Annotated in this window: 17 protein-coding genes; 11 read left to right on the top strand and 6 right to left on the bottom strand. The window is 73.2% G+C overall.

Annotation, left to right across the window (positions count from 1 at the left end; genetic code table 11):
- Window positions 1-60 precede the first annotated feature (60 nt).
- Complete coding sequence (locus BKE41_RS21290; protein WP_071000069.1) at window positions 61-3,066, bottom strand: bifunctional [glutamine synthetase] adenylyltransferase/[glutamine synthetase]-adenylyl-L-tyrosine phosphorylase; 3,006 nt, start codon at window positions 3,064-3,066, stop codon at window positions 61-63.
- Between the two features lie 429 nt (window positions 3,067-3,495).
- Here BKE41_RS21290 and BKE41_RS21285 point away from each other — a divergent pair, with 429 nt between their 5' ends.
- The 10 genes from BKE41_RS21285 (at window position 3,496) to BKE41_RS21240 (ending at window position 14,121) form a co-directional block, all read left to right on the top strand.
- The gene (locus BKE41_RS21285) at window positions 3,496-4,206 is read left to right on the top strand and encodes a histidine phosphotransferase family protein (RefSeq protein ID WP_071000068.1); all 711 of its coding nucleotides are present in this window, start codon (window positions 3,496-3,498) and stop codon (window positions 4,204-4,206) included.
- A 104-nt stretch (window positions 4,207-4,310) separates the two neighbouring features.
- A complete protein-coding gene (locus BKE41_RS21280) occupies window positions 4,311-7,073 on the top strand; it encodes a hybrid sensor histidine kinase/response regulator (protein ID WP_071000067.1) in 2,763 nt (920 codons plus the stop codon).
- Window positions 7,074-7,179: 106 nt separating this feature from the next.
- On the top strand, window positions 7,180-7,698 hold the full coding sequence (locus tag BKE41_RS21275; RefSeq protein ID WP_012320962.1) for a chemotaxis protein CheW: 519 nt from the start codon (window positions 7,180-7,182) through the stop codon (window positions 7,696-7,698).
- An 11-nt stretch (window positions 7,699-7,709) separates the two neighbouring features.
- Window positions 7,710-8,102 carry a response regulator gene (locus tag BKE41_RS21270; RefSeq protein ID WP_012320961.1) on the top strand — a complete coding sequence of 131 codons (393 nt, stop codon included), beginning with the start codon at window positions 7,710-7,712 and terminating at the stop codon, window positions 8,100-8,102.
- A 58-nt stretch (window positions 8,103-8,160) separates the two neighbouring features.
- A complete protein-coding gene (cheB, locus tag BKE41_RS21265; RefSeq protein ID WP_012320960.1) occupies window positions 8,161-9,378 on the top strand; it encodes a chemotaxis-specific protein-glutamate methyltransferase CheB in 1,218 nt (405 codons plus the stop codon).
- Complete coding sequence (locus tag BKE41_RS21260) at window positions 9,375-10,238, top strand: protein-glutamate O-methyltransferase CheR (RefSeq protein WP_012320959.1); 864 nt, start codon at window positions 9,375-9,377, stop codon at window positions 10,236-10,238. The genes cheB and BKE41_RS21260 overlap by 4 nt, the downstream gene beginning before the upstream one ends.
- A 249-nt stretch (window positions 10,239-10,487) precedes the next feature.
- The gene (locus BKE41_RS21255; RefSeq protein WP_234740833.1) at window positions 10,488-11,066 is read left to right on the top strand and encodes a hypothetical protein; all 579 of its coding nucleotides are present in this window, start codon (window positions 10,488-10,490) and stop codon (window positions 11,064-11,066) included.
- Window positions 11,067-11,219: 153 nt separating this feature from the next.
- A complete protein-coding gene (locus BKE41_RS21250) occupies window positions 11,220-12,236 on the top strand; it encodes an asparaginase (protein ID WP_024829013.1) in 1,017 nt (338 codons plus the stop codon).
- Window positions 12,237-12,542: 306 nt separating this feature from the next.
- The gene (locus tag BKE41_RS21245; protein WP_043074355.1) at window positions 12,543-13,448 is read left to right on the top strand and encodes an SEL1-like repeat protein; all 906 of its coding nucleotides are present in this window, start codon (window positions 12,543-12,545) and stop codon (window positions 13,446-13,448) included.
- Between the two features lie 139 nt (window positions 13,449-13,587).
- Complete coding sequence (locus tag BKE41_RS21240) at window positions 13,588-14,121, top strand: isochorismatase family protein (RefSeq protein ID WP_012320955.1); 534 nt, start codon at window positions 13,588-13,590, stop codon at window positions 14,119-14,121.
- Between the two features lie 39 nt (window positions 14,122-14,160).
- Here the strand turns inward: BKE41_RS21240 and BKE41_RS21235 are convergent, their stop codons facing one another.
- Window positions 14,161-14,757 (bottom strand): sigma-70 family RNA polymerase sigma factor, encoded by a 597-nt coding sequence (locus tag BKE41_RS21235; RefSeq protein ID WP_012320954.1) that lies wholly within the window; start codon window positions 14,755-14,757, stop codon window positions 14,161-14,163.
- Window positions 14,754-15,050 (bottom strand): NepR family anti-sigma factor, encoded by a 297-nt coding sequence (locus tag BKE41_RS21230; RefSeq protein ID WP_012320953.1) that lies wholly within the window; start codon window positions 15,048-15,050, stop codon window positions 14,754-14,756. Before BKE41_RS21230 ends, BKE41_RS21235 begins: the two co-directional genes overlap by 4 nt.
- A 472-nt stretch (window positions 15,051-15,522) precedes the next feature.
- Between BKE41_RS21230 and BKE41_RS21225 the strand changes: the two genes are divergently transcribed.
- Window positions 15,523-15,747, top strand: coding sequence for a hypothetical protein (locus BKE41_RS21225; RefSeq protein ID WP_071000066.1), 225 nt, complete (start codon window positions 15,523-15,525; stop codon window positions 15,745-15,747).
- A 121-nt stretch (window positions 15,748-15,868) separates the two neighbouring features.
- On the opposite strand, the gene BKE41_RS21220 is transcribed toward BKE41_RS21225, so the two are convergent.
- From BKE41_RS21220 to BKE41_RS21210, 3 genes are all read right to left on the bottom strand, one after another.
- Complete coding sequence (locus BKE41_RS21220; RefSeq protein ID WP_071000065.1) at window positions 15,869-16,627, bottom strand: SDR family oxidoreductase; 759 nt, start codon at window positions 16,625-16,627, stop codon at window positions 15,869-15,871.
- 17 nt (window positions 16,628-16,644) lie between these two features.
- Entirely contained in the window at window positions 16,645-17,859 is a 1,215-nt protein-coding gene (locus BKE41_RS21215; RefSeq protein ID WP_012320950.1) for an ABC transporter substrate-binding protein, read from the bottom strand.
- A gap of 239 nt (window positions 17,860-18,098) precedes the next feature.
- Window positions 18,099-18,317 (bottom strand): hypothetical protein, encoded by a 219-nt coding sequence (locus tag BKE41_RS21210; RefSeq protein ID WP_053621234.1) that lies wholly within the window; start codon window positions 18,315-18,317, stop codon window positions 18,099-18,101.
- Window positions 18,318-18,874: the final 557 nt, after the last annotated feature.

Below are 18,874 nucleotides of genomic sequence, written 5' to 3'. Positions count from 1 at the left end.
GACCGCCCTGAATGCCCGACCGGCGGGGGATTGTCGACGGCCTCCGGCCGGAGCGCCACCTCATGGGCGCTCCGGGGGCTCCCGCGCGGCGGCCGGCATCCGCGACGGCAGCCGCACCGTCCGCCGGATCCGCGCCAGCAGGGCCTGGCTCCGGCGGCGGTGGCGGCGCAGCTCCGCCGCGAGGCCGCGCGCGTCGGGGAGGCCCACGGCCTTAGCGATCTGCCGGGACGCGGTCTCGGACGGCTCGGCGGCGGGATCGGCCATCACGAGCCGCTGCCACTGGTAGACGGCGTCGAGGAACCCGTAGGTCTCGGCGAGGGCCTCGCCCGCCGCCGCGGGCAGGAGGCCGCGCGCCGTCGCCGCCCGGAACAGCGCCTCCGCGCCGAGGCCGATGCAGCCGGGCCAGTCATGGGCCTGGCTCAGCACGATGGCCTGGGCGAGGAAGTCGAGGTCGAACAGCGCGCCGGGGGCGAGCTTCAGGTCGTAGGGGCCGGCATGGCCCCGCTCCCGCGCGACCAGGGCCCGCATCGCGCCCGCCTCGGCGCAGACGGCGGCGGTCTCGCGCGGCTGCCGGAGGATCCCGGCGATCGCGGCCGTGACGTCGGCCGCCAGGGTGGCGTCGCCGGCGACGACCCGGGCGCGGGCGAGCGCCATGTGCTCCCAGAGCTCCGCCTCGCCGCCGTGATAGGCCGCGAAGCCGCTGAGCTGCACGGCCGGCGGGCTGTGGCTGCCGTAGGGCCGCAGCCGCAGGTCGACGGCGTAGAGCCGGCCGCGCCGCGTGGCCGTGGTGAGCGCCGCGAACACGCGCTGCGCCAGCCGGTTGTAGGCGACCACGGCGTCGAGGGGGCGCCGTCCGTCGCTGGTGCGGTTCTCCGGGTCGAAATCGTACAGGAACACGAGGTCGAGGTCGGATTCGGCGCTGAGCTGCCGGGATCCGAGGCGGCCCAGCGCCAGGACGCAGCAGCGCCCCGCCGGCACCGCGCCGTGGTCCAGGGCGAACCGGCGCTCCTCCGCCTCCAGGCTCAGCGCGACCGTCGCCTCGGCGATCGCCGCGTAGGCTTCCCCGGCCTGGCGCGGGGTGAGGATGCCCGACAGCAGGCGGGCGCCGGTGACGAAGGCCATCTGCCGCGTGGCGTCCCGGCAGCGGTCGAGGCTCTCCTCGTGGCTCGCCGGCTGGCCCAGGAGCGCCCGGTACTGCGCGCGGACCTCTCCCGGATCCGTGGTCGGCGTCACGAAATCGGCGTCGAGCACGGTGTCGAGGACGTGCGGGCTCAGGCCGACCGTGTCGGCGAGGCGGGGCGCCGTCCCCAGGATGTCGGCGAACAGCAGGCGCAGGCGCTCGTGCGAGCGCAGGATGGCGAGGAGTTCGGCCACCGCGGGCATGCGCGCGAAGGCCCGGTCGAGGGCGAGGAGCGCCGCGTCGGGGTCGGCGGTCCCGCCGAGCGCGCGCAGCAGCGCCGGGAGCATCTCGGCGAGGATCTCCCGGGCCCGGCCGGTCCGCAGGGCCGGGCGGCGGCCGAGATGCCAGCCCTGCACGGTCTCCCAGGCCAGGCGCGGGTCCCGGAACCCGAAGGCGCCGAGCCGCGCCAGGGTCTCGGGATCCGGCTCGCTCTCGCCGAAGACCAGGGCGGCCCCGTCCGCGCCGGCCTCCGGCTCCGCCTCGAACAGCAGGGCGTAGTGCGCCTGGACCCGCCCGGCATGGTGGAGCAGGGCCGCCTCGAAGGCCGGCAGGTCGGGGAAGCCCGCGAACAGGGCGAGCGCGGTCAGCGCCTCGGTCCCGGTGGGCAGGCGCTGGGTCTGCTCGTCCCGGATCATCTGGATCCGGTGCTCGAGGGTGCGCAGGAAGGCGTAGGCCGCGGCGAGCTCGTCCCGGGCCCGCCCGTCGATCCAGCCCTCGGCGACGAGCTCGCCGAGCATCGCGACGGTCCGGCGGCCCCGCAGGGCGGGCTTGCGGCCGCCGAAGACGAGCTGCTGCGTCTGGACGAAGAACTCGATCTCCCGGATGCCGCCGCGGCCGATCTTGATGTCGTGGCCGCCGACCGCGACGGTCTCGTGGCCGCGGACCATGTGGATCTGCCGCTTCAGGGCGTGGATCTCGGCGATGGCCGGGAAGTCGAAGTGCCGGCGCCAGATGAACGGCGCGAGCTCCGCCAGGAAGGCCTCGCCGGCCGGGATGTCGCCGGCGATCGGCCGGGCCTTGATGAAGGCCGCGCGCTCCCAGTTCTGGCCGAGCGTCTGGTAGTAGTCGAAGGCGAAGCCGGTGGAGAGCGCCACCGCGGTCGAGCCCGGATCCGGCCGCAGCCGGTAGTCGATGCGGTGGACGTAGCCGTCGGCGGTCCGGTCGGCCAGGAGCTTCACCAGCCCCTGCGCCAGCTTCACCAGGAAGGGCTTCGGGTCGCCGCCGGTCGCCGCGGCGGCGGGCTCCGCCTCGTAGAAGACGACGAGGTCGATGTCGCTCGAGTAGTTCAGCTCGCAGCCGCCGAGCTTGCCCAGGCCCAGGACGATCAGGCCCGACCCGTCCTGCGGCGCCTCCGGATCCCTGGGCCGGTACCGCCCGGCCGCCATCCCCTGCCGGAGGAGCGCCTCCACCGCCGCGCTCACCGAGGCGTCGGCGAAGGCCGACAGGGCGCCGGTCACCGCGTCGAGGTCCCAGCAGCCGCCGAGATCCGCCAGGGCGACCAGGAGGGCGTGCGCCTCCCGGTTGGCGCGCAGCCGCCGGCCGACCTCGGCGAGGTCGGGATTCGCCCCGCAGGCGGCGCCGACCCCGCGCTGCCGCGCGATGATGTCCCGGCTCGCCGCGTCCGGCGACTGCTCCAGCAGGGCGACGAGGCGCTCGGGCGACCGGGTGGCCGCCCGCCAGAGGAAGGGGGAGTGGTCCGCGAGGCCCAGGAGCAGCTCCCGGCAGGCCGGCGTCAGGAGGCCGGCCGGCAGCGCCGGCGCGAGCTCGGCGAGCCGGGCCCGCGCGGCGTCCGGGTCGGCGAGCCCGAGCCGGGGGCGCAGGCCCGCGCGCAGCGTCGTGGCCGATCCGCTCGCCGATCCGTTCCGGGGATCGGTCTCGTCTCTCATGCCGCATCCTCCCTGGCGCGACGGGGCCGGCATCGTAGCCGACCGGGCCGCCCGTGTCCGGCCCCGCGCGCGGCGCCGGGCGGGCGCCGCGCGTTCACGATGCGGCCAGGGATGGGTCCGGCTTCGCGGCCGTTCCAGGGCCGCGGCGGCGGCTTCGCGGCCGCGCGGGCCCGGAATCGGGGCGCGGCCCGGCCTTCCGTCCGATCCGGTAACGCTTTTCAAAGCCGACCGTGGCGTCTATCCGTGCGGACCGGTCGTCGCCCCCGGTCCGGCCCGCGGGCCGCGCGGGATCCCTTCGGGCGACTCGATCGCCGCAGGGGCGGCCGAGGACCGGGCGGCCGAGAACCGGGCGGCCGGGAACCGGCAGCCCCACTCGGGGCCCCGGCCCGCAGACGTCCGCACCTCAGATCCGCCCGCCCGGAGCGCACCATGTCCTCCCCGACCTCGCCGACCCTGAATCTCGACGGCCTCGACCTCGCCGCCCTGCTCTGCTCCCGCGTCTGCCACGACGTGATCAGCCCCGTCGGCGCAATCGTGAACGGGCTCGAGGTCCTGGAGGACGACCAGGACGAATCGATGCGGACCTTCGCCCTGGAGCTGATCGGGAAGAGCGCCCGTCAGGCCTCGGCGCGGCTGAAATTCGCCCGGATCGCCTTCGGGGCCGCCGGCTCGGCCGGGGCCTCGATCGACCTCGCCGACGCCGAGAGCGTGGCCAAGGGCATGTTCGCCGACGACAAGACCAAGCTGACCTGGAGCGCCCCGCAGGCGCTGTTCCCGAAGAACAAGGTCAAGCTCCTGCTCAATCTCGTGATGATCGCCACCTCGGCGATTCCCCGGGGCGGCGTGATCGACGTCGTCGTCTCCGGCGACGGCGAGGCGCCCACGCTGGTGCTCAAGGCCAAGGGCTCCCACGCCCGCATCCCGCCCCACGTCGAGGAGCTGATGGCCGGCCGGCCCGAGAGCGGCACCGTCGACGCCCACGGCATCCTGCCGTTCTACGCCGGCCTCGTGGCGCGGGCCGCCGCCATGGACGTGCGCTTCGCCATCGAGGGCGATGAAGTGACTATCACCGCCACGCCCGCAGTGATCGACGCGTCCGAAGACCCCGATGGAGAGGCTTCGGACACGACGCTGGCGTGAAACTCTGAAAAAGGCGCCGCGCGGGGCCGGGATGGAAACGCTTCCCTAACCCCGCGCGAGTAAGTAGGTTGCGCGAGACCTTCTCCGCGTAACGAGTAGCGCCTATGGACGACCTGCTTCGCGAGTTTTTGACCGAGAGCGGGGAGCATCTCGACACGGTCGATGCAGAATTGGTTCGATTCGAGCAGGATCCGAACAACGAGACTATTCTGCGGAATATTTTCAGACTCGTCCACACGATCAAGGGAACCTGCGGGTTTCTCGGCCTCCCGCGGCTCGAAGCCCTGGCGCACGCCGCCGAGACCTTGATGGGTCGATTCCGCGACGGGCTGCCCGCCACGTCCGATTCCGTGACCCTGATCCTGCTGACGCTGGACCGGCTGAAGGCCATCCTGGCCGATCTGGAGGCCACCGGCACCGAGCCCGCGGGCTCGGACGACGACCTCATCTCCGCCCTCGAGCGCATGGCCGAGGGCTCGCCCGAGCCGGCGGCCGCCGCCCCGCCGCCGCCCGAGCCGGTCCTGCCCGATCCGGTGGTCCGCGAGCTGAAGCCCGGTGAGGTCTCCCTGGACGATCTGGAGGCCGCCTTCCTGGCCGCCCCCGGTCCGGACGAATCGGATTTCCTCCCGCCGCCGCCGGCCGCCCCGGCTCCGGTGCCCGCGCCTGCGGCCGCCGTCGCCCCCGCTCCGGCGCCCGCCGCCAGCGCGGCGCCCAAGGCCGAGAAGAGGCCCGAACCGGCCCGGGCCGAGCCCGTCGAGGCCGAGAAGGCCGAGCCGGCGCGCGCCGAGAAGGCCGAGGCCGTCGAGGGCGAGGCGACCGCCGCCGCCAAGAACCAGACGATCCGGGTGAACGTCGACACGCTCGAGCACCTGATGACGATGGTCTCGGAGCTGGTGCTGACCCGCAACCAGCTCCTCGAGATCGCCCGCCGGCACGAGGATTCGAGCTACAAGGTCCCGCTGCAGCGCCTGTCGCACGTCACCGCCGAGCTGCAGGAAGGCGTCATGAAGACGCGCATGCAGCCGATCGGCAACGCGTGGCAGAAGCTGCCGCGCGTGGTGCGCGACCTCTCGGCCGAGCTCGGCAAGCAGATCGACCTCGTGATGGTCGGCAACGAGACCGAGCTCGACCGGCAGGTCCTCGAGGTCATCAAGGACCCGCTGACCCACATGGTCCGCAACTCGGCGGATCACGGCCTCGAATCGACCGCCGAGCGCGTGGCGGCGGGCAAGCCCGCCCGCGGCACGATCCGGCTCGCCGCCTACCACGAGGGCGGCACGATCACGATCGAGATCGCCGACGACGGCAAGGGCCTGAACCTCGCGGCCATCCGCAAGAAGGCGGTGGAGCGCGGCCTCGCCTCCCAGGCCGATGTCGAGCGGATGACCGACGCCCAGGTCGCCAAGTTCATCTTCCACGCCGGCTTCTCGACGGCGGCGGCGGTGACCTCGGTCTCGGGCCGCGGCGTCGGTATGGACGTGGTCAAGACCAACATCGAGACCATCGGCGGCCTGATCGACATCGCCACCACGGCGGGCCGCGGCACCACCTTCACCATCAAGATCCCGCTGACCCTGGCCATCGTGGCCGCCCTGATCGTGCGGGCCGGCGAGCACCGCTTCGCCCTGCCGCAGGTGGCGGTTCTGGAGCTGGTCCGGGTCGATGCCGGGGCGCAGCGGGTCGAGCACATCAACGGCGCGCCGGTGCTGCGCCTGCGCGAGCGGCTCCTGCCGATCGTCTCGCTCACCGGCCTGCTCGGGCAGTCGAGCCCGGGCGGCGAGGCGGAGCAGGCCGGCTTCGTGGTGGTCGCCCAGGTCGGGCGCGAGCGCTTCGGCATCCTCGTCGACGAGGTCTTCCACACGGAGGAGATCGTCGTGAAGCCGATGTCGGTGAAGCTGCGGCACATCCCGATGTTTGCCGGCAACACGATCCTCGGCGACGGTGCCGTGGTGCTGATCGTCGATCCGAACGGCGTGGCCCGCCAGGTGGCGCAGGGCGTCCAGGGCAGCGGCGGCCACATCGACGCCGACGCCGACGAGGCGGTCGAGATGGCCGACACCAAGACCACGCTCCTGGTGTTCAAGGGCGGCCAGGGCAGCTTCAAGGCGGTGCCGCTGTCGCTGGTCACCCGCCTCGAGGAGATCGAGTGCGCCAAGGTCGAGTGGCTGGGCGGCCGCGCGCTGATCCAGTACCGCGGGCGCCTGATGCCCCTGGTCCCGGCCGACGCGGCGATCACCATCAAGTCGGAGGGCACGCAGGCCCTGGTGGTGTTCTCCGACGGCGAGCGCGCCATGGGCCTCGTGGTCGACGAGATCGTCGACATCGTCGAGGAGCGCCTCGACATCGAGATCGCCGCGGACCGGTCGGACCTGATCGGCTCGGCGGTGCTGCGGGGCCGGGCGACCGACATCATCAACATCGCCCACTTCCTGCCGCTGGCCTACGACGACTGGGCGCGCGGCCTGAAGCGGCCCGAGCAGATCTCCACGATCCTGCTGGTCGACGACTCGGCCTTCTTCCGCGACATGCTGAGCCCGGTGCTGAAGGCCGCGGGCTACCAGGTGGTCACGGCGTCGAGCGCCGAGACGGCCCTGTCGACCCTCCAGTCCGATCCGCAGATCGAGGTGGTGGTCACCGACCTGGAGATGCCGGGCCGCAGCGGCTTCGACCTCGTCGCCGCCATGCGGCGGGCCGAGCCGCGCCTCGCCGGGCTCCCGGTGATCGGGCTCACCGGCGCGATCGGCGCCGACGCGGTGGAGAAAGCGCGGGCGCTCGCGATCAGCGACCTCGTGGCGAAGTTCGACCGCAGCGGCCTGATCTCGGCGCTGGCCGAGATCGGCGCCGCCACGGTGTCGAAAGCCGCCTGAGCCTCCGCGCCGACCGCCCCAGGGCGATCGACCCGCGCCGATCGACCCAGGCCGATCGCCCCATGCCGATCGCGACGATCGCGACGAACGAATCCGGAGAGTTCCGATGCAGGCTGCCAACGCCAACACCAGCGGCGCCACCACCAACGGGGTCGAGACCGGCGCCACCGACGACTTCGTCACGGTCTATGTCGGCGAGACGCTGTTCGGCCTGGCGATCGAGCGGGTCCACGACGTCTTCGTCCCGTCGGGCGTCACGCCGGTGCCCCTGGCGCCGGCCGAGATCGTCGGCCTCCTGAACCTGCGCGGCCGGGTCGTGACGGCCATGAGCCTGCGCCGGCGCCTGGGCCTGCCCGACGCGGAGGCCGAGGCGGACGGCACCAAGGCCAGCCCCAAGATGGCGATCGGCCTGGAGCAGGCCGGCGAGACCTTCGCGCTGGTGGTCGACGGCGTCGGCGAGGTGCTCAAGCTCGGCGCCGACAGCCGCGAGGCGGTGCCGATCAACCTGGATCCGCGCTTCCGCGACCTCGCCACCTGCGTCCACCGCCTCGACGGGCGGCTCCTGGTGATCCTCGACGTGGACGCGCTCCTCGGCTTCACGCCCGCCGGCGCCAAGGCGGCTTGAGGGAGAGGTCGATGAAGGCGCCCCACGAGACCACCTGCCTGGTGGTGGACGATTCCGCGGTGATCCGGAAGGTCGCCCGGCGGATCATCGAGGATCTCGGCATGAACGTCAGCGAGGCCGAGGACGGCAGCGCCGCCCTCGAAGCCTGCGCGGCCAGCATGCCCGACGCCATCCTGCTCGACTGGAACATGCCGAACATGGACGGCTACGCGTTCCTCCAGGCCCTGCGCCAGAGCGAGGGCGGGGGCGCGCCGAAGGTCCTGTTCTGCACGACCGAGAACGACGTCGGGGCGATCGCCCGCGCCCTCCGGGCGGGGGCCGACGAGTACATCATGAAGCCCTTCGACCGCGACATCCTGACGGCCAAGCTCGAACAGGTCGGTCTCGTCGCCGACGCGGCCTGATCGCCCGCTCCCTGACCCGCGGCCCGAGCCCCGCGACCCTGCACCCGAGGCAATCATCATGGCCCTGAGTCCCGCGGTCGCCCCGCTGCGCACGCCGCCAACCCAGAGCACGACCTCATCGGCCACGGCGATCCGTGTCCTGGTGGCCGACGATTCGGCCGTGGTGCGCGGCCTCGTCGCCCGCTGGATCGGCGAGGCCGGATTCGAGCTCGTCGGCACGGCCTCGAACGGCCGGATCGCCCTCGAGCTGATGGCCAAGCACGACCCGGACGTGGTCCTGCTCGACATCGAGATGCCGGAACTCGACGGCACGACCGCGCTGCCGCGCATGCTCGCCATGAGCCCGAGCGTGCAGGTCGTGATGATGTCGACGCTGACGACGCGCAACGCCGACATCTCGCTGAAATGCCTCGCCCTCGGCGCGGTGGACTACATCGCCAAGCCGGAGAGCAGCCGCGGCGTCACCACCTCGGACACGTTCCGGGTCGAGCTGATCGAGCGCGTCCGCGTGTTCGGCTCCGCCCGCGCGCGGAACCGGCGCCCGGCCGCCGCGCCCGCCGGCCACGCCCCGGGGCACCACGCCGCGCCCGCACCCGTGGCCGTGCCGGCCGCGGCGCATCCGGCGCCGGCCGCCGCGGCGCGCCCGGCGACCCCCTTCACCCTGCGGCCCAAGGTCCGCAACCGGACCCAGCCCCGGGCCCTGCTGATCGGCTCGTCCACGGGCGGGCCGCGGGCCGTGGGCGAGATGCTGGAGGGCATCGGCGCGGCCGCCCTGCGGCGCCTGCCGGTCCTGATCGTCCAGCACATGCCGCCGATCTTCACGGCGGTCTTCGCCGAGCACCTGTCCACCCGCACCGGGCTCCCGGCGGCCGAGGGCAAGGCCGAGGAGCGGGTCGAGCCGGGCCGCATCTACGTGGCCCCGGGCGGCCGCCACATGGGGCTGGCCGCCGGGGCCGGCGGCCCGATCATCAAGCTCACCGACGGCCCGCCGGTGAATTTCTGCCGCCCCGCGGTCGACGTGCTGTTCAAGGACGCGGCGGTCGTGTTCGGCGCCGCCACCGCGACGGTGATCCTCACCGGCATGGGCTCGGACGGGACCAACGGCGCCCGGGCGCTCACCGAGGCCGGCGGCCCGGTCCTCGCCCAGGACGAGGCCACCAGCACGGTCTGGGGCATGCCGGGCAGCGTCGCGCGGGCCGGGCTCGCCGAGGCCGTGCTGCCGCTGCCCGAGCTCGCGACGGCGCTGCGCGCCCTGATCACGGGGCAGCCGGCATGACCGAACTCGAGTTCGAATTCCTGCGCACCTTCCTGAAGCAGCGCTCCGGCCTCGCGCTGACGCCGGAGAAGCGCTACCTCGTGGAGAGCCGGCTGACCCCGGTCTGCCGCCGCTTCGGCCTCGCCAGCCTCGGCGACCTGATCGGCACCCTCAAGCTCGCCCAGAACAGCACGATCGAGCGGGCCGTGGTCGAGGCCATGACCACGAACGAGACCTTCTTCTTCCGCGACCGGATCCCCTTCGACCTGTTCCGCGACACGCTCCTGCCGGACGTGCTGGCGCGCAATGCCGGCCGCCGCCGGCTGCGGATCTGGTGCGCGGCGGCCTCCACCGGGCAGGAGCCGTACTCGCTGGCCATGCTCCTCCAGGAGGCGGCGCCGCGGCTCGCCGGCTGGCAGGTGGAGATCGTCGCCACCGACCTGTCGACCGAGGTGATCGAGAAGGCCAAGCTCGGGCTGTACAGCCATTTCGAGGTCCAGCGCGGCCTGCCGGTGCAGTGGCTGATCAAGTACTTCACCCAGGTCGGCGAGCAGTGGCAGATCGCCCAGAGCCTGCGCAGCATGGTGGATTACCGGCAGCTCAACCTGCTGCACAGCTTCGCCTCGCTGGGCCAGTTCGACGTGATCTACTGCCGCAACGTGCTGATCTACTTCGACGCGCCGACCAAGTCGGACGTCCTGGCGCGGCTCGCGGCGCAGCTCGCCCCGGAGGGCGCGCTCCTGCTCGGCGCCGCCGAGACGGTGATCGGCCTGACCGACCGGCTGTCGCCGAACCCTAAGCACCGCGGCCTCTACGGCCACGCCGAGGCCGCGCTGCGCCCGGCCGAGGCGGCGCCGCTGCGCATGGCCGCGAGCCTCTGAGCGGCGCGATCGGGGTTCCCGGTCGCGCCCCGGCTCCGAGCCGTCGCCGTACTCGACCCCGCGGCAGGGATCCGGGCGATCCCGGAAACGCGGCTTTAAGAACCGCGTGGGTAATTTGCACACGGACCCGCCGCCGGGCGAATCCGGCTCATCCGTGACCCGAGCCCCGTCATGAGTACCCTCACGTCCACCGCGGCAGCACAGCTCGCCGCGCAGCGATGGTCGCCGCCTCCGTCGCCCCAGACTCGGATGTCCGACACGATCAGCGGCGCGCTGTCGGCCGGCACGATCAGCAGCACCGACGCGACGGCGCTCACGAGCGCCCTGAGCAGCATCGATTCGAGCCTGTCGTCGGCCAGCTCCGCCTCGGGCAGCACCGCGACAGGGTCGAAGCTCGACCCGTCCTCGATGAAGGACCGGATCGACGGTCTGATCGCCGATCAGGTCAGCAGCGGCAGCCTCACCGCCGACCAGGCCGCGGAACTGAAGAACCTGTTCGCCAGCCACGGCCGGAGCACCCAGAGCGGCGACGCCGCCGGCGACGGCATCGGCGACGTCGCCGGTCCGGCCGGCCCGCCGCCCGGGCCCCCGCCCGGCCCGCCGCCGGCGGACGCCGCGGGCAGCGCCGGGAGCGGGACGTCGGCCTCCGCGTCGGCCTCCGCGGCGGCCTCGACGTCGACCACCTCCGCGGCGCGGACGACGAACGACCTGCTGTCCACCTTCATCCAGCAGCTCCAGAGCAGCCAGTCGGTCAGCGCCGGCTACGGGGCGAGCGGCACCGCCAACGGCGGCACCGCCTCGGCGCTTCTGGTCGACTTCCGCAGCTGAGGCCGCGGCCCGTCCCGGCGAGGGGCCGGGGCGCGGGGCCGGGGCGCGCTCGGCGGGCCTCCCGCCCGGCGCATCGCCCGCCTGCGCGCGGCCGGGGTCGACCGCGGCCGCGCGACGCGGCATCACAGCGTGGACAGGATCGGGAGAGACGGCATGGCGGCAGGATCGGGGACCGGATTGCCCAAGGTCGCGTTCATCGGCACGGGCGGGACGATCTCGTCCCTCGGCCGCGACGCCCTCGACATCCTCGACTACACCGCCACCGACCGGCGCCTCGAGGCCGGCGCGATCCTGGACGCCGTCCCGGAACTCGCGACGGTCGCCACGGTGGTGCCGGTGCCGTTCCGGGCGGTCCCGAGCCCGGCGATCGGATTCGCCGAGTGGCGCGACCTCGTCCGCCTGTGCGAGCGCCTCGCGGCCGAGCACCCGGATCTCGCCGGCATCGTCATCGGGCACGGCACCGCCACCCTGGAGGAGACCGCCTACGCCCTCAGCCTGACCCTGACGGTGGATCTGCCGGTGGTGCTGGTCGGCTCGCAGCGGCCGATGAGCGCCCTCTCCACGGATGCCAAGCTGAACCTCGTGGCGGCCGTGCGCACGGCCGCGGCGCCGGCCTCTCGCGGGCGCGGCGTGCTGGTGGTGCTCAACGACGAGATCCAGGCGGCCCGCGAGGTGACCAAGACCTCGGTGGCGCGGCTCCAGACCTTCCGGACCCCGGATTTCGGCGTGCTCGGCCACGTCGACGGCGAGTCGGTCCGCTACTACCGCCGCTCCGAGCGGGCGCACGCGCCGGGCACGCCGTTCGACATCCGGACGCTGTCGGCGCTGCCGCGGGTCGACGTCGCCTACGGATACGCCGACGCCGACGGCACCGCGGTCCGGGCCTTCCTGGCCGCCGGCGCGCGCGGCCTCGTCGCGGCCGGTCTCGCCCCCGGCATGACCCCGCCCGCCGAGGCCGAGGCCCTGGAGGCGGCGGCCGCCGCCGGGATCGTGGTGGTGATGTCGACCCGGGCCGGCAGCGGGGTGGTCCCGCTCACCACCCGGCTGCGCAGCCGCGGCATCCTCAGCGCCGACAACCTCACCCCGCAGAAGGCCCGGATCCTGCTCGCCCTGGCGCTGACCGTCACGGCGGAGCCCGAGGCGGTGGCGCGGCTGTTCGCGACCTACTAGGCGCCGCGCCCGCCGGGCCCCGGACGCTCCCCGACGCGCGTGGGCTGCCACGCGCGAGCCCGTCGCGCGCCTGCGGGACGCGCCGACGCGGCGGGCCGCATGTGCGATTTGGTCCAGAAAGTCCTACCGGACCCGGATAGGTCACGGATCAGTTCGGTGCAGTCCAGCTGAAGGGTCCTCGTCCCGGAAGACTGTCATCGGACGGAACAAGGTTCTGAAAGACGCCATCAGCATTGCGGAAGATGCTCGGGATCGGCTTCCGCGCAGGGCATGACGGTTCGCGTGCCCGCACAGGGATTCACGGCCATGCGCGCGACATCCATCGTTTCCATGACGCTGGCGCTCTCGGTCCTGTCCGGACTGGGCGCCCGGGCGGAGACCGCCCGGAGCGCCTCCGCGACGCTGGCCACCGGCGCCAGCGCTGCCGCGATGTACAATCTCGGGATCCTCTACATCAACGGCCAGGGCGTGAAGCAGGATTTCGGCACGGCCGGACGCTGGTTCGAGAAGTCCGCCGCCGGCGGCGACGTCGATGCCATGCTCAACCTCGGCAGCCTGTACTACAACGGGCAGGGCGTGAAGCAGGATTACGCCGCCGCGGCCGCGTGGTTCGAGAAGGCCGCCCGCGCCGGCAACGCCGAGGCCATGAACAACCTCGGCAGCCTCTACGATGCCGGCCAGGGCGTGGCGCAGGACTACGCCGCCGCCCGCAGCTGGTACGAGAAGGCCGCGGCCGCCGGTGCCGCGTCGGCCATGTACAATCTCGGGCTTCTCTACACCAACGGTCAGGGTGTCGGGCAGGATTACGGCGCGGCCGCCTCCTGGTTCGGGAAGGCCGCCGCCGGCGGCAACGTCGACGCGATGAACGCCCTCGGCAGCCTGCACCTCAACGGTCTGGGCGTGAAGCCGGACGCCCCCGCGGCCCGCCGCTGGTTCGAGAAGGCGGTCGCCGGCGGCAACGTGGACGCGATGAACAACCTCGGCAGCCTCTACCTGAACGGCCAGGGCGTGAAGCCGGACGCCGCCGCGGCCCGCCGCTGGTTCGAGAAGGCGGCCGCCGCCGGCCACGCGGAGGCGATGAACAACCTCGGCTTCCTCTACCTCAACGGTCGCGGGGTGAAGCAGGATTTCGACGCCGCCCGGCGGTGGTTCGAGAAGGCCGCCGGCGGGGCCGCGGCCACGGGCGTCCCCGGAGACATCGCGCTCCGCTAGGGCAATGCGACGGCGGGGGCGCGGTCGAGACGCGCACCTGTCATGCCGGCGGGCGCGGTCCCAAGCGGGCCCGATGGGGCGAGGATGCGGCGCGGGTGGCCCGTCCCCGTCGGGACCCGTCCGGAGGGATCACAGACCCATGCCGCTGATCGACCCCGCCCGCTCGCTCCTCCTCGTCATCGACGTTCAGACCCGGCTGATGCCGGCGATCGCCGACGGGGCCGGGGTCATCGCCAATACGGGCCGCCTCACCGCCGCCGCGAAGCTGCTCGACGTCCCGGTCCTGGTCACCGAGCAGAATGCCGGGGGCCTCGGGCCGACCGTGCCGGCCCTGGCGCCCGAGCCCGGGACGGCCTTCACCAAGATGAGCTTCGGCGCGACCCGGACGCCCGGCTTCCTGGAACGCCTGCCCGCGGACCGCGACCTCGTGGTCAGCGGCTGCGAGGCCCATGTCTGCGTGCTGCAGACGGTTCTCGGCCTGCGCGAGGCCGGCCGCGGGGTCGCCGTGGTGGCCGACGCCGTGGGCTCGCGGCGGGTCGAGAACCGGGAGGCCGCGCTCGCCCGGATGGCGGCCCACGGCGCCGAGATCGTCACCGCCGAGATGGTGGTGTTCGAGTGGCTCGGCACGGCGCGACACAGGCGGTTCCGCGACGTGGTGAGGCTCATCAAGTAGGCGCCGGGGCGGCGTCCGGGTCCCGCTGCGGAGCGCGCCTCAGGGGCCGTCGAGGGCCGCGCGGGTCTGCGGGTCGGGCCCGATATCGTCGGTGCCGGTCATGCCCAGCACCTCGATCAGGCGGGTCCGGGCGCGGCTGACCCGGCTCTTGATCGTGCCCACCGCCACGCCGCAGATGGCCGCGGCCTCCTCGTAGGTGAAGCTCTGGGCGCCGACCAGGACCAGCGCCTCGCGCTGGGCCGGCGGCAGCTGGTTCAGCGCGCTCTGGAACTGCGCCATCTCCATCCGGATCTCCTGCTCGGGGAGGGCGGTCAGGCGCCCGGCATGGACGCCGTCGGCATCCTCGACCTCGCGCTTGCGCTTGCGCTGCTCCGAGTAGAACAGGTTCCGCAGGATCGTGAACAGCCACGCGGTCAGGTTGGTCCCGCGGCGGAAGCTGGCGGCGTTGACCCAGGCGCGCACGAGCGTGTCCTGCACGAGATCGTCCGAGCGGTCGAGGTCGTAGGTCAGCGAGAACGCGAAGGCCCGCAGCGCCGGGATCGCTCCCAGCAGGAGGTCGCGCATCTCGGCGTCGGCGCCCCGGGGCACCGGACCGGACCCGCTCCCCGCGGGAGCGGCTTGCAGCATCAGGGTCATCGCGAGGCCTCCGTGTCGGAGTGGGCGGCGAGCTCGTCGAGCAGCGTCCGGAGCCGGTCCGGAATCGGCAGGGCCAGGACGCCGGCGTAGTGCAGGCGCAGGCCGCGCCCGATCCGGTCCCGCGCCCCGTCGTCGATCGGCCGGCCGGGCCCGCCGTCCCGCCGTGCCGGACGAAGCGCCGGATCCGGCGTCCGGCCCGGCACCGCGCGTGACGAGGCCGCGGCGACCGGTCCGGCCGCGTCCGCCGCGCCGGCGGCGTCCGGAATCCCTGGATCGTCCTCGGTCCCTGACATGGTCGCGCCCCCTGGCGTGCGCGATGCGGCCCCGCGGGGCCCGGCGGTCCGCCGGACCGTTGTCCCCATCGGTTCGGCGAAGACGCGTCTCATCGCCTTCGGGCAGCGCTGGTAGGCGCGGTGGATTTAATCGGTTCTGAACTCGGCATTCATCAAATCTTAATCTTGAAATAGCCCAGCTTGTGCCGAGATTAATCCGTATAATCTCAGATACAGATCAGAAATACTTATCTTTAGCTTGGCCGTGGCGACACTCGCCCGGCCTGCATGAACGGGGGGTGAGCGGGTCGCGGCGCGCCGCGGGGCCAGGAGCGTTCCGGCATTCGCGCCGGTCGACCGGCGTACGGCGACCGGGCGGACCCGGGGCATGAGCGGCGACGCGCGCGCGGGTGGCCCGAAAATTTGAGCGCCCGCGCCCGAGATTCTAACCTACCTTGTAGGACGGGCGCGCCGATTGCTGTCTGTTTGCCCAATGACACATGCTGGTTCTCAGTATCTGCAGTATGTCATCACTGCCAAGGCGCCGAACGGCGTCATCCAGCAGACCCGGGTCCGGGCGGCCAGCGCGGTCGTACTCGCGAAAGCTTGGCTCGCGGCGGGTCACACCGACGTCCGGATCGTGGATCCCCTCGGCAAGGCGCTTCATCCCGAGGGCTACCGTATGGCGATCATGAAGGGCGGAAAGGCCTACCGCTGACACGGGCCGGCCGCTCGGCGGGGCGACCCGCCTCGACGCCGGGTCCGTGATCCGCGTCCTCCGCGCCGGCGGCTCCCGCGCGCGGATCGCGCGCCGTCCGAGCGCGCCGGGACGGCACCGCTCAGAGCTTCACACCCTCGAGATAGCCACGGTTCCAGGTGGGGCTGATCAGGATCTCGTTGACGCAGACGGAGGCCGGCAGGCGGGCGACGAACAGGATCGTCTCGGCGAGATCCTCCGCCTGCAGCATGCGCCCGCGGTCCTCCGCGGTGACCGGAACCGGCCGCTTGTCGAGGAGGGGCGTCGCGACCTCGCCCGGGCAGATGCAGCAGGACCGGATGCCGTGCCCGCACTCCTCCTGGTTCAGGCTCTCCGAGAGCGCCACGAGCCCGTGCTTGGCGGCGGAATAGGCCGGTCCCGTCAGCTTGGAGACGTAGCGGCCGGCCCAGGAGGAGACGTGGATGATCAGGCCGCCCCGCTGCGCCCGCATGGTCGGCAGCACCGCCCGCGCCGCGTAGAAGGGGCCGTTGAGATTGACGCCGACCACGGCGTCGATGCCGGCCGGCGTGATCTCGCTCCAGCCGCGCTGAGGCACGTTGAGGCCCGCCGCGTTCACCAGCAGGTCGCAGCGCCGCCACGCGGCGTGAACCGTCTCCCAGGCGCGCTGCACGTCGCCGGCCACGCCCATGTCGGCCGGGACGACCAGCGCCTCGCCGCCCGCCGCGCGGACGAGCTCCGCGGTGCGCGCGAGGGCCTCCCGCTCCCGTCCCGTGAGCGCGAGCCGCATCCCGGCCCGCGCCAGCGCCAGGGCGGCCGCCTGCCCGATGCCGGATCCGGCCCCCGTCACCCAGGCGACCTGCCCTTCGAGCGCGCGCATCATGGCTTTCGGCCCCGTCCCTACGGCTTGGCGACGAGCGGGCAGCCACCCTCGGCCAGGGGGCGGAAGGCCTGCTCGGCGGGGATCGTGTCGAGGAGCTCGTAGAGGTCCCACGGACCCTTCGACTCGGACGGCGCCTTCACGGCGAACAGGTACATCGGGTGGATCTTGCGCCCGTCCGCCCGGACGACGCCCTTGCCGAACAGCGGGTCGTCGGTCGGGTTGGCCTTCATCCACGCCATGGTCTTCTGCGGGTCCGTGGACTTCGTGGCCGCCACGGCCTTCAGGTAGTGCAGGAGCCCGGCATAGACGCCCGCATGGTTCATCGTCGGCATGGTGTTGCCGTTGCGCGGGTAGAAGCGCTCCGAGAAGGCCCGCGTCTCCGGGTTGAGATCCCAGTAGAACGACTCGGTCAGCACCAGCCCCTGCGCGGTCTGCAGGCCGATCGCGTGGACGTCCACGGCGTAGATCAGCAGGGCGGCGAGCTTCTGGCCGCCGTCGGTCAGCCCGAACTCGTGCGCCTGCTTGACCGCGTTGACCGTGTCGCCACCCGCGTTGGCCAGACCCACCACCTTCGCGCCCGAGGCTTGCGCCTGCAGCAGGAACGAGGAGAAGTCCGTGGCGGGGAACGGGACTCGGGCGGCGCCCAGCACCCGCCCGCCGCCCGCGTCGATCACGGCCTTCGCCTCGTTCTGCAGGGAGAGGCCGAACGCGTAGTCGGCGGTGAGGAAGTACCACGTGTCGCCGCCGCGCTTGAGCATGGCGCCGGCCGTGCCGTGCGCGAGGGCGTAGGTGTCGTAGGTCCACTGGATCGTGTTCGGCGAGCATTGCTTGCCGGTCAGCTCCGTGGTGCCGGCCCCCGAGTCGATGAAGATCTTGTTCTTCTCGCGGGTGACCTGGCTCACCGCCAGCGCCACCGAGGAGGTCGGCACGTCGAGGATCGCGTCCACGCCGTCGCGGTCGTACCACTGGCGGGCGACGGCGGCGCCGACGTCGGGCTTGTTCTGGTGGTCGGCCGAGACGATCTCGACCTGCACGTCCGGGCTGGTCTTGGCGAAATCCTCGACCGCCATCTGCGCGGCGACGACGGAGCCCTTGCCGCCGGTATCGGCGTAGACGCCCGACATGTCGTTGAGGACGCCGACCTTGACGCGGATCGGCTCGGCGGCGGCCGGTCCGGCGAGCACGGCGATGCCGATCGCGACCGAGAGGACGCAGCTCCGGATCAACGCCATCGTGGGCCGTCCTCCGCGAATGGTTCTGTCTTTCGGCCAGGAGGGCACGCTGGCATCCCAGCGTCAAGCGCCGGTCCGCGACCGGATCCGGGGCCGGCGAGACAGGCCGCGGCCGGATGTGTCGCGCCGGCGGTGCCGAAGACCTCGGGCCGGGCGCGCCTGCGGGGCCGCCCGCCGAGCTGTCTGGACCGGCGCGGCGGCGCGGCCTCCGGCCGGTCGCGCGGTCGGGCCTCGCGCGCTCAGCGGTACACGGTACAGCTGTTGACGTCCCCGCTCGGCAGGAACTCGCAGTTGGTGACCGGCGGGATGATCCCGTCGTCCGTCAAGGTCGAGACGGCCGCCTCGCTGATCGGCGGCGAGGTCAGCATCACCGTGCCGAACACCAGGCTGGCGGCGGCGAACGCTAGAACGGACAGCAGCACGGTGCGCCGGAGCGCGGGGAGCAGGGCGGTGGCCATGGATGTCCTCCCGAGCGGCGCAGCGTCGGCGCCAGCGGAGAGATTGGACTCCCAGGGCTCGGGGCGCGTCCCGCGTATGGGGGAGGGACCCGTGATTTCACGCGCGCCGACCGAAGGGTCGCCGGGCTGGCGACCGCCGTCGCGCTCAGGGCCGTCGCCCGGAACGCTCGCCGGCGGCTCCGCGCCCGCTCACCGCGACCTCGAGGGGGTTCCAGGGCCCGGGCGTGGCGGTCGAGCGGCGTCCACCGCTCAGCCGTGGCGCCGATCCGACGCGCTCGGTGCATCCTCTCGCACCATCGGCGGCCGCTCACGCATTCGTGGAGTCCGCAACGCCGGCGGCGATCCACGCCCGCCCGCTCCGGTCGGAGATGCTGCCAAGCGGGCGTGGACGGCCGGCGGGGGCTTAGGCCACCGACAAGCTCGGCCCTAGCCGACGCACTTTGCCGGATGATGTCCGCGCCGCGCGGGCGCCGCGTGCAGGGCCGGACCTGCCGGCAGACGGCCAGCGGGACGCATCCGCCGCTATCCCCCGTCACACCGGCTGGGGCGCGAGGGTC

The organism is Methylobacterium sp. C1 (assembly GCF_001854385.1).
Classification (GTDB): domain Bacteria; phylum Pseudomonadota; class Alphaproteobacteria; order Rhizobiales; family Beijerinckiaceae; genus Methylobacterium; species Methylobacterium radiotolerans.
The sequence above is the reverse complement of the archived record's forward strand: the minus strand, read 5'-3'. Positions and strand labels throughout refer to the sequence as shown.

What these genes read in the sequence shown, in the direction of transcription:
- BKE41_RS21290 (WP_071000069.1), bottom strand. Translation starts at nt 3,066, where the DNA reads ATGAGAGACGAGACCGATCCCCGGAACGGATCGGCGAGCGGATCGGCC.
- BKE41_RS21285 (WP_071000068.1), top strand. Translation starts at nt 3,496, where the DNA reads ATGTCCTCCCCGACCTCGCCGACCCTGAATCTCGACGGCCTCGACCTC.
- BKE41_RS21280 (WP_071000067.1), top strand. Translation starts at nt 4,311, where the DNA reads ATGGACGACCTGCTTCGCGAGTTTTTGACCGAGAGCGGGGAGCATCTC.
- BKE41_RS21275 (WP_012320962.1), top strand. Translation starts at nt 7,180, where the DNA reads ATGCAGGCTGCCAACGCCAACACCAGCGGCGCCACCACCAACGGGGTC.
- BKE41_RS21270 (WP_012320961.1), top strand. Translation starts at nt 7,710, where the DNA reads ATGAAGGCGCCCCACGAGACCACCTGCCTGGTGGTGGACGATTCCGCG.
- cheB (WP_012320960.1), top strand. Translation starts at nt 8,161, where the DNA reads ATGGCCCTGAGTCCCGCGGTCGCCCCGCTGCGCACGCCGCCAACCCAG.
- BKE41_RS21260 (WP_012320959.1), top strand. Translation starts at nt 9,375, where the DNA reads ATGACCGAACTCGAGTTCGAATTCCTGCGCACCTTCCTGAAGCAGCGC.
- BKE41_RS21255 (WP_234740833.1), top strand. Translation starts at nt 10,488, where the DNA reads ATGTCCGACACGATCAGCGGCGCGCTGTCGGCCGGCACGATCAGCAGC.
- BKE41_RS21250 (WP_024829013.1), top strand. Translation starts at nt 11,220, where the DNA reads ATGGCGGCAGGATCGGGGACCGGATTGCCCAAGGTCGCGTTCATCGGC.
- BKE41_RS21245 (WP_043074355.1), top strand. Translation starts at nt 12,543, where the DNA reads ATGCGCGCGACATCCATCGTTTCCATGACGCTGGCGCTCTCGGTCCTG.
- BKE41_RS21240 (WP_012320955.1), top strand. Translation starts at nt 13,588, where the DNA reads ATGCCGCTGATCGACCCCGCCCGCTCGCTCCTCCTCGTCATCGACGTT.
- BKE41_RS21235 (WP_012320954.1), bottom strand. Translation starts at nt 14,757, where the DNA reads ATGACCCTGATGCTGCAAGCCGCTCCCGCGGGGAGCGGGTCCGGTCCG.
- BKE41_RS21230 (WP_012320953.1), bottom strand. Translation starts at nt 15,050, where the DNA reads ATGTCAGGGACCGAGGACGATCCAGGGATTCCGGACGCCGCCGGCGCG.
- BKE41_RS21225 (WP_071000066.1), top strand. Translation starts at nt 15,523, where the DNA reads ATGACACATGCTGGTTCTCAGTATCTGCAGTATGTCATCACTGCCAAG.
- BKE41_RS21220 (WP_071000065.1), bottom strand. Translation starts at nt 16,627, where the DNA reads ATGATGCGCGCGCTCGAAGGGCAGGTCGCCTGGGTGACGGGGGCCGGA.
- BKE41_RS21215 (WP_012320950.1), bottom strand. Translation starts at nt 17,859, where the DNA reads ATGGCGTTGATCCGGAGCTGCGTCCTCTCGGTCGCGATCGGCATCGCC.
- BKE41_RS21210 (WP_053621234.1), bottom strand. Translation starts at nt 18,317, where the DNA reads ATGGCCACCGCCCTGCTCCCCGCGCTCCGGCGCACCGTGCTGCTGTCC.